We start from the raw sequence: 501 nt of genomic DNA on the forward strand, positions 1-501 counted from the left end.
CAAGCCGGCGGCGAGCGCAACGGGATTCCTCTATTGTCGCCTCGGCCGGATGCACCTCCTGTCACGCTTGAGACTGTCAATGCCTTGCGTGACGAGTTGCTGTGACCTTCCTGCTCGACGTCAATGTGCTGATCGCGCTGATCGATCCTGGCCATGTCGCCCATGACGACGCCCATGGCTGGTTCGAAGTGACCGGTAACGCCGCATGGGCTACGTGTCCCATCACCGAAAACGGCGTCCTGCGCATCGTCGGCAACCAAAAATATCCTAATTCTCCCGGTTCGCCCGCCATCGTTGCGCAAATCGTTACCAAGTTGCGGGCTCTGCACGGGCACAGCTTCTGGCCCGACGATGTGAGCCTGGTTGGCTCCGGCGACATCGATGCGGCGAAAATCCTGACCTCGGCACAGGTCACCGATACCTATCTTCTTGCGCTCGCCAAGGCGCATGGCGGCCAACTTGCGAGCTTTGACCGCAAGCTGTCGGGGGCGGCGGTGAAGG

The 501-nt window shown here is 61.1% G+C and carries 1 protein-coding gene and 1 pseudogene; both read left to right on the forward strand.

The window, feature by feature from the left end:
• A pseudogene (locus NKJ91_RS33780) lies at nt 1-105 on the forward strand (CopG family transcriptional regulator); the annotation flags it as partial.
• The coding region (locus NKJ91_RS33785) for a TA system VapC family ribonuclease toxin (RefSeq protein ID WP_352458956.1) at nt 102-501 on the forward strand (400 nt) is incomplete at its 3' end. The pseudogene NKJ91_RS33780 and the gene NKJ91_RS33785, both read left to right, overlap by 4 nt.

It is taken from the genome of Mesorhizobium sp. M0040 (assembly GCF_040323505.1).
GTDB lineage: Bacteria > Pseudomonadota > Alphaproteobacteria > Rhizobiales > Rhizobiaceae > Mesorhizobium.